This is a genomic window from Pseudomonas citronellolis, assembly GCF_029335315.1.
GTDB classification, from domain to species: domain Bacteria; phylum Pseudomonadota; class Gammaproteobacteria; order Pseudomonadales; family Pseudomonadaceae; genus Pseudomonas; species Pseudomonas citronellolis_A.
The window spans coordinates 1-8,484 of record NZ_JARJLT010000203.1 but is presented as its reverse complement, the minus strand read 5'-3'; the positions used below and the strand labels follow the sequence as shown (position 1 = coordinate 8,484).

Annotated in this window: 5 protein-coding genes; 3 read left to right on the top strand and 2 right to left on the bottom strand. The window is 65.1% G+C overall.

Annotated elements, in window-relative coordinates:
* Positions 1-677 (top strand): polymer-forming cytoskeletal protein (locus P3W75_RS16220; protein WP_276228330.1); only part of this gene is annotated, 677 nt, incomplete at its 5' end.
* A gap of 4 nt (positions 678-681) precedes the next feature.
* Here the strand turns inward: P3W75_RS16220 and P3W75_RS16215 are convergent.
* Together P3W75_RS16215 and glnA are read right to left on the bottom strand one after the other, a co-directional pair.
* On the bottom strand, positions 682-2,868 hold the full coding sequence (locus P3W75_RS16215) for a mechanosensitive ion channel family protein (RefSeq protein WP_276228329.1): 2,187 nt from the start codon (positions 2,866-2,868) through the stop codon (positions 682-684).
* Positions 2,869-3,141: 273 nt separating this feature from the next.
* On the bottom strand, positions 3,142-4,551 hold the full coding sequence (gene glnA / locus P3W75_RS16210; protein WP_276228328.1) for a glutamate--ammonia ligase: 1,410 nt from the start codon (positions 4,549-4,551) through the stop codon (positions 3,142-3,144).
* Positions 4,552-4,885: 334 nt separating this feature from the next.
* Here glnA and thiI point away from each other — a divergent pair, with 334 nt between their 5' ends.
* Both thiI and typA read left to right on the top strand, forming a co-directional pair.
* Positions 4,886-6,340: a tRNA uracil 4-sulfurtransferase ThiI gene (thiI, locus tag P3W75_RS16205; RefSeq protein ID WP_276228327.1), complete on the top strand. Its 1,455-nt coding sequence runs from the start codon at positions 4,886-4,888 to the stop codon at positions 6,338-6,340.
* Between the two features lie 168 nt (positions 6,341-6,508).
* Positions 6,509-8,329, top strand: a complete 1,821-nt coding sequence (gene typA, locus P3W75_RS16200) for a translational GTPase TypA (RefSeq protein WP_276228326.1) — start codon at positions 6,509-6,511, stop codon at positions 8,327-8,329.
* The last annotated feature ends 155 nt before the right edge of the window (positions 8,330-8,484 follow it).

Sequence of the window (8,484 nt, the reverse complement as noted above, 5' to 3'; positions counted from 1 at the left end):
TGCCGGAGCCGCCGGACCTGCCGATGCCCGCTGCGCAGCCGGAGCTGCCCGAGCAGCCGCTGCCGGCGGCCAGCCAGGCGCCGAGCAACCTGCTCTACCTGCCCTTCGGCCTGCACCCGGCCGACCGCTGCCTGCACGGCCCGCTGGTGGTCAACGGCCGCGTGCGCATTCGCCCGCCGCTGCAGTTCTGGCGCATCTCGGCGGCGGAAATCCGTTTTGGCGACTGCTCGCGGACGCCCACCGGCATCGCCATGGTGAGCAACCTCCGGCGCCAGGTGGAGGAGGGCGAGTTCCGCCTCGCCGCCGGCAGTTGCCTGGACGCCGACCTGCAGGTGCATGGCGACCTGTTCCTCGGCCGCTACTCTTGCGTGCGCGGCTCGGTGCAGGTGGACGGTGGCGTGTGGATGGACGAAGGCGCCGAGGTGGCTGGCGCCATCCTCGCCCGCGGTTCGGTACGGATCGGCCGCCGCTCGCGGGTCGCCGGGCCGGTCAGCGCCGGTCGCAGCGTCAGCCTGGGGCGCGACTGCGTGGTGGGCGCCCAGGAATCGCCGACCACGGTCAGTGCCGCGCGGGTGCGGATCAACGAGGGCTGCAAGGTCTACGGCCAGGTGCTGGCCGAGAACGGCGCCCAGGTTTCCGCCCTGGCCGGCGCCGAGGTTGCCCGCGAGTCGCTCTGACGCCTCAGATTCCACCGTCGGCCGGTTCGCCGCCGTCGGCGGAATCGTTCGCGCGCTGCTTGCGCATCCGTGACAGCTGCACGTTCAGGCGTGGCATGGCCAGCTCCAGGCCGGCCTTGTCGAGCTTCTGGCGCAGGCGCAGGTTGAACGCGCGCTGCACTTCCCACTGGCGGATCGGCGCGGTCTTGAAGCGGAAACGCAGGATCGCCTGGCCGTTGTCGAAGCTCTCGATGCCCTGCATTTCCAGTGGCGACCAGATCGCCCGGTTGATGCTGCGGTCGTTGCGCAGCTCGGCGGAGACTTCCTTTACCAGCGCCAGGGCGTCGTCGATCGGCATGCTCGCCGGCACCGGCCAGCGGAACATGGCGTAGCCGAACTGCCGCGAGTAGTTCTTGATGCTCTTGATCTCGCTGAACGGGATGGTGTGCACCACCCCGTCGAGGTCGCGCAGGCGTACGGTGCGGATGGTCAGCCCTTCGACCGTGCCGAGGTGGCCGCCGACGTCGACGTAGTCGTCGATCGACAGCGAATCCTCGATGATGATGAACAGCCCGGTGATCAGGTCGGCCACCAGCGACTGCGCGCCGAAGCCGATGGCCAGGCCGATGACGCCGGCGCCGGCCAGCAGCGGGGTGACGTTCATGCCCATGTTGGCCAGCGCGACGATCAGGGCGATCACCGCGATGGTGATGAACAGCACGTTGCGGATCAGCGGCAGCATGGTCAGCGCGCGGGTGTTGGCGCGGTTCTTCCCGCCCAGGCCGAGGCTATGCTGCACTGCCGTGTCGGTGAGAATCCAGATCAGCCAGGCCACCAGCAGGGTGCTGCCGAAGCTGATCAGCTTGAGGCTGATCTGCGAGCCGTCGCCCTCGGCGAAGCCGATCAGCGACATGCCCCAGACGCGCAGGCCCACTTCCAGGAACACCAGCAGGGTGGCCAGGTGCAGCAGCGTGTAGCCGAAGTTCTGCAACTGCTCGATGTAAGGCGCGCTGCGCCGGCTGCTGCGTTGCGCCGAGCGCAGGTGGGCACGGCGGATCAGGCCGTTGACGGTCATCGCTACCACCGCGATCAGCGCGCACAGCAGCGCCCGGCGCAGGGCGTAGCTGCTGTCGCCGGCGGTGACCACGGTGGCGAACAGCGAGATGCCTACCAGCAGCAGCACCGGCACGTACCACAGCGAACCAACCAGCTCGACCAGCTCCTGCAGGCCACGGCGCTTGAGGCGGCGTTCCAGCGGCTGGTTGCGGATCAGGTGGGCGATCGGCCGGCGGAACTGCAGGACGAACAGCGCGGTGAGCAGCGCCGCGCAGATGTTCGCCAGCGAGCCGACGCTCAGCGCGATGTTCTCGCCGAGGCTGTCGGTGACGCGCGGGTCGTGCATCACCTCGCCGAGGGCGGCGAGGCTGCCGATCAGCCACAGCGGGCGGAAAGCGCGGCGCCGCAGGATGTCCAGGGCGCGCATGCGGTGCGGGCCGCTGAGCAGCGACAGGGAGATCACGCACAGCGCCGAGAACAGCGTGCCGCACACCAGCACGTAGGCGATCACCATGGCCACCAGCTTGCCTAGCGAGCTGGGCAGCACCACCGAGAGGTAGACGGTGATCAGGAAGGCGACCAGCCAGGGCCCCAGCTTGCGCAGGGCGAACAGCAGCAGGTCGCGGGTCTTGGGGTGTTGCGGCAGTTCCTCGGCCAGGCCGAAGCGTTCGCGCATGCGCCCGGCGACCCAGCGCAGGCCCAGCGCCACGCAGGCCCAGATAAGAATGACGGCGGCGAAGTCGAGGATCATCCCCGGCCATTCCTGCCAGGACGGCGCGCGCTCCTGCAGCTCGGTCCCGGCCTGCTGGAACAGGCCGCTCCAGCGCAGCACCGGGCTGTTGGCGCCTTCGAACTGGCGCTCCAGGCTGCCCAGGGTGTCGCCGATCAGGCCGAGCACGCCGCCCTGGTCTTCCGCGCCCTTGCCGGTGGCGTCGCGCAGCTGCTTGAGCTTCTTCAGCAGGTCGGCGCGCTGCTGGTCGCTCTCCAGGGTCTTGATGACCTGGTCCAGCGACTGTTGCAGCTGCGCTTCGCTGACCTTGCCGTCGCCGCCGCTCACGCCGGGAATGCTCGGCAACGCGGCGGACGCCGGCCCGGCGAGGAACAGGCCCAGGCTCAGGCAGCACAGCAGCAGGCAGCGGCGGATAAGGTCGGTCACGAGGGGGCACTCCGGAGCAGGGCGAAACTCGGCCCATCATACAGATGCCGGGGGCCGTGCCGAATCGGCGGGAAGGTGCGCACCTTGTAGGAGCGAGCTTGCTCGCGAAGGCGTTTCCAGGCGGGCTGGGTGTTTCGGGTTGACTCCGCTTCCTCTTCCCAGCCCTCGGCTGCGCGCCCCGTCCTGAAGGGGGAGGGGTAGGGAGAGGGCGTTAATAAAAAAGGCCTCCCGAAGGAGGCCTTAATGTTGCCGCTACTTATAGGTATTCGTGGATCAGACGCTGTAGTACAGGTCGTATTCCAGCGGGTGCACGAAGGTGCGCACCTTGATTTCTTCTTCCGACTTCAGCTCGATGTAGGCATCGATGAACTCGTCGGTGAACACGCCGCCCTTGGTCAGGAACGCACGGCCCTTGTCGAGTTCTTCCAGCGCCTCTTTCAGGCTGCCGCAAACCTGCGGGATCTCTTTCGCCTCTTCCGGCGGCAGGTCGTACAGGTTCTTGTCGGCGGCGTCGCCGGGGTGAATCTTGTTCTGGATGCCGTCCAGGCCGGCCATCAGCAGCGCGGCGAAGGCCAGGTAGGGGTTGGCAGCCGGGTCCGGGAAGCGCGCTTCGATGCGGCGGGCTTTCGGGCTGGATACGTACGGAATACGGATCGAGGCGGAACGGTTGCGAGCCGAGTAGGCTAGCATGACCGGGGCTTCGAAGCCCGGGACCAGACGCTTGTAGGAGTTGGTCGACGGGTTGGTGAAGCCGTTCAGGGCCTTGCCGTGCTTGATGATGCCGCCGATGAAGTACAGGGCGGTGTCGGACAGGCCGGCATAGCCTTCGCCAGCGAAGGTGTTCTTGCCATCCTTGGAGATGGACATGTGCACGTGCATGCCCGAGCCGTTGTCGCCGTACAGCGGCTTCGGCATGAAGGTCACGGTCTTGCCGTAGGCGTCGGCGACGTTGTGCACGCAGTACTTCAGGGTCTGAACTTCGTCAGCCTTGGCGACCAGGGTGTTGAACTTCACGCCGATTTCGTTCTGGCCGGCGGTGGCAACTTCGTGGTGGTGGACTTCCACGACCAGGCCCATTTCTTCCAGGGCGTTGCACATGGCGGTACGGATTTCGTGGTCGTGGTCGACCGGCGGTACCGGGAAGTAGCCGCCCTTGACGCCCGGACGGTGGCCTTTGTTGCCGGTTTCGATGTCGGCGTCGGTGTTCCAGGAAGCCTGCTCGGAGAAGATCTTGAACATCGAGCCGGAGATGTCGGACTTGAACTTCACTTCGTCGAAGATGAAGAACTCCGGCTCCGGGCCGACGAAGACGGTGTCACCGATACCGGTGGACTTCAGGTATTCCTCGGCGCGCTTGGCGATGTTGCGCGGGTCGCGCTCGTAGCCTTGCATGGTGCTCGGCTCGATGATGTCGCAGACCAGGATCAGGGTCGGTTCTTCGGTGAACGGATCGAGGACGGCGGTGGTGTCGTCCGGCAGCAGGATCATGTCGGAGGCTTCGATGCCTTTCCAGCCGGCGATGGAGGAGCCGTCGAACATCTTGCCGATTTCGAAGAAGTCATCGTCCAGCGCGTCGCGAGCCGGCATGGTGACGTGCTGCTGCTTGCCTTTGGTGTCGGTGAAGCGCAGGTCTACCCACTTCACGTCATGGTCTTTGATCAGTTGATGCGACTTGTACGACATGCTGTCCTCCAGGAGGGATTAGAGCTGGGAGCTTTTCTGTGCCCCAGTATCGGGTGATGCCGGCCGGAATACTCCGCCAGGGCAACCTGCCTCACAAGAGAGCAAGTAGCGTGCCAGTGCCCGATTTTGGACAGGCCCCCGCGCTACGCGGCTTTGCGCACGGTATCTGGCGATGGTGACGGATTTGTTGCACTGAATTGGTGCGCAATCGTGGTGCGCGGGTTCGATTTTGGTGCATCGAAAAGAATCTGCACTGGGTTGCTCAAGTCTTGAGCAATTTCGGGTATAATTTCGCCCCTTTTTTTCGTCTCTTCGGGCTTACGCCTTTTCCCGCATGAAACTCATCGTCAAGGTCTTCCAGGAAATCACCATCAAGAGCCGGCCGGTGCGCAAGCGCTTCATCCGCCAGCTCGCGAAGAACATCCGCACCGTGCTGCGCGACCTGGACCCGGACCTGCTGGTCGAGGGCGAGTGGGACAATCTCGAAGTCGAAACCCGCGTCACCGACGCCAAGGTGCTGCGCGAGATGATCGAGCGCCTGACCTGCGTGCCGGGCATCGGCCACTTCCTCGAAGTGCACGAATACCCGCTGGGCGATTTCGACGACATTCTCGAGAAGTGCAAGCAGCACTTCGGCCACCTGCTGCCCGGCAAGGTCTTCTCCATGCGCTGCAAGCGCGCCGGCAAGCACAGCTTCACCTCCATCGACGTGGAACGCTACGTCGGCGGCGGCCTGCGCCAGCATTGCGATGCGGCCGGCGTGTCGCTGAAGAACCCGGAAGTGCAGGTGCGCGTGGAAATCCGCCACGACCGTCTGTACGTCATCCACGCCCAGCACGATGGCCTCGGCGGTTACCCGCTGGGCGCGCTGGAGCAGGTGCTGGTGCTGATGTCCGGCGGCTTCGACTCCACCGTGGCGGCCTACCAGATGATGCGCCGCGGCATGATCAGCCACTTCGTGTTCTTCAACCTCGGCGGCCGTGCCCACGAACTGGGCGTGATGGAAGTCGCGCACTACCTGTGGAAGAAGTACGGCAGTTCGCAGCGCGTGCTGTTCGTCAGCGTGCCCTTCGAGGAAGTGGTCGGCGAGATTCTCACCAAGGTCGACGACAGCTACATGGGCGTCACCTTGAAGCGCATGATGCTGCGCGCCGCCAGCCGCGTGGCCGAGCGTCTGGAAATCGACGCGCTGGTGACCGGCGAGGCGATTTCCCAGGTGTCCAGCCAGACCCTGCCGAACCTCTCGGTGATCGACCGGGTGACCGACACCCTGGTGCTGCGCCCGCTGATCGTCAGCCACAAGCAGGACATCATCGATACCGCGACCAAGATCGGCACCGCCGAGTTCGCCAAGCACATGCCCGAGTACTGCGGCGTGATCTCGGTGAACCCGACCACCCAGGCCAAGCCCTACCGCGTCGACCACGAAGAGTCCAAGTTCGACATGGCCGTGCTCGACCGCGCCCTGGAGCGCTCCACGCAAATGACCGTGGACCGGGTGATCGACGAGCTGGGCAAGGACCTGGCGGTGGAGATGGTCGATGAAGTGCTGGCCGGCCAGATCGTCGTGGACATCCGTCACCCGGATGCCCAGGAAGATGAACCCCTGGCCCTGGACGGCATCGAAGTGCTGCCCATGCCGTTCTACGCGATCAACAGCAAGTTCAAGGAACTGGACCCCAACCGCCAGTACCTCCTGTATTGCGACAAGGGCGTGATGAGTCGCCTGCACGCCCATCACCTGGTCAACGAAGGGCACACCAATGTGCGTGTCTACCGTCCGGCGTAAGGGCGCCGAGCGCCGCCGCCAGCCCGGGCTGTTCGGCGGCAGCATTCGCCACCGACCTCCCGACACATTCGGCGCGTAGGCTCACGCCCCGACCTTTTGTACCGCCGCGCCCCGGCCCGGCCCCCGCTGCCAAGAGGCAGCCGAAGATTCACTATCGAGACTGACACTGTGATCGAAAAACTGCGCAACATCGCCATCATCGCCCACGTCGACCATGGCAAGACCACCCTCGTAGACAAGCTCCTGCGCCTGTCCGGCACCCTCGACCGCAAAGAAGCGGAAAACGAGCGCGTGATGGACTCCAACGACCAGGAAAAAGAGCGTGGCATCACCATCCTGGCGAAGAACACCGCGCTGAAGTGGAACGACTACAGCATCAACATCGTCGACACCCCCGGTCACGCCGACTTCGGCGGTGAAGTAGAGCGCGTGATGTCGATGGTCGACTCCGTGCTGCTGGTGGTCGACGCCCAGGACGGCCCGATGCCGCAGACCCGCTTCGTGACCCAGAAGGCGTTCAAGGCCGGCCTGCGTCCGATCGTCGTAGTGAACAAGATCGACCGTCCGGGCGCGCGTCCTGACTGGGTCATCGACCAGATCTTCGACCTGTTCGACAACCTCGGCGCCACCGACGAGCAACTCGACTTCCCGATCGTCTACGCCAGTGCCCTGAACGGCATCGCCGGCATGGACCACGAGAAGATGGACGACAACATGGACGCGCTGTTCCAGGCGATCATCGACCACGTCCCGGCGCCGAAAGTCGACGTCGACGGCCCGTTCCAGATGCAGATCTCCCAGCTGGACTACAACAGCTTCCTCGGCGTGATCGGCATCGGCCGTATCGCTCGCGGCAAGGTCAAGACCAACACCCCGGTCGTGGCCATCAGCGACGACGGCACCAAGCGCAACGGCCGTATCCTGAAGATCATGGGTCACTCCGGCCTGCAGCGCGTGGAAGTCGCCGAAGCCGAAGCCGGTGACATCGTCTGCGTCTCGGGCATGGACGAGCTGTTCATCTCCGACACCCTGTGCGACCCGCAGAACGTCGAAGCGCGCCCGCCGCTGACCGTTGACCAGCCGACCGTGAGCATGACCTTCCAGGTCAACGACTCGCCGTTCGCCGGTAAAGAAGGCAAGTTCGTCACCAGCCGCAACATCAAGGACCGTCTGGACAAGGAACTGCTGCACAACGTGGCCCTGCGCGTCGAGCAAGGCGATTCCCCGGAGAAGTTCAAGGTTTCCGGCCGTGGCGAGCTGCACCTGTCGGTACTGATCGAGAGCATGCGCCGTGAAGGCTTCGAGATGGCCGTGGGCCGTCCGGAAGTGGTGATCATCGAGAACGAGGCCGGCGAGAAGCAGGAGCCCTACGAGAACGTCACCATCGACATCGAAGAGCAGAACCAGGGCTCGGTGATGGAGCAGATGGGCCTGCGCAAGGGCGATCTGACCAACATGATCCCCGACGGCAAGGGTCGCGTCCGCCTGGAATACACCATCCCGGCGCGTGGCCTGATCGGCTTCCGCAACAACTTCCTGACCCTGACCTCGGGCACCGGCATCCTGACCTCGACCTTCAGCCACTACGGCCAGATCAAGGCCGGCGAAGTCACCAACCGTCAGAACGGCGTACTGGTCTCCATGGCCACCGGCACCGCGCTGACCTACTCGCTGGAAACCCTGCAAAGCCGCGGCAAGCTGTTCCTCGGCCCGGGCGACGAGATCTACGAAGGCCAGCTGGCCGGCATCAACAGCCGCGACAACGACCTGGTGATCAACCCCACCAAGGGCAAGAAGCTCGACAACATGCGCGCTTCGGGCAAGGACGAGGTCATCGCCCTGGTTCCGCCGATCCGCTTCACCCTGGAGCAGGCGCTGGAGTTCATCGCCGACGACGAGCTGGTGGAAGTGACGCCGAAGTCCATCCGCCTGCGCAAGAAGCTGCTGAACGAGAACGACCGCAAGCGCTACGAGCGCGCCAAGGTCTGATCGTCGGTTAGCCGATGAAGAGGCCCCGCCGGTGCGATCCGGCGGGGCCTTTTTCGTTGCCGGCTCAGTGCTGCTGGCGGAAGAACTGCTCCAGGCGCGTGAGCATGGTCTCGGCCTGGGTGGCCCGGCGCGTCTCCGGCGCCTCGCGGCCGCAG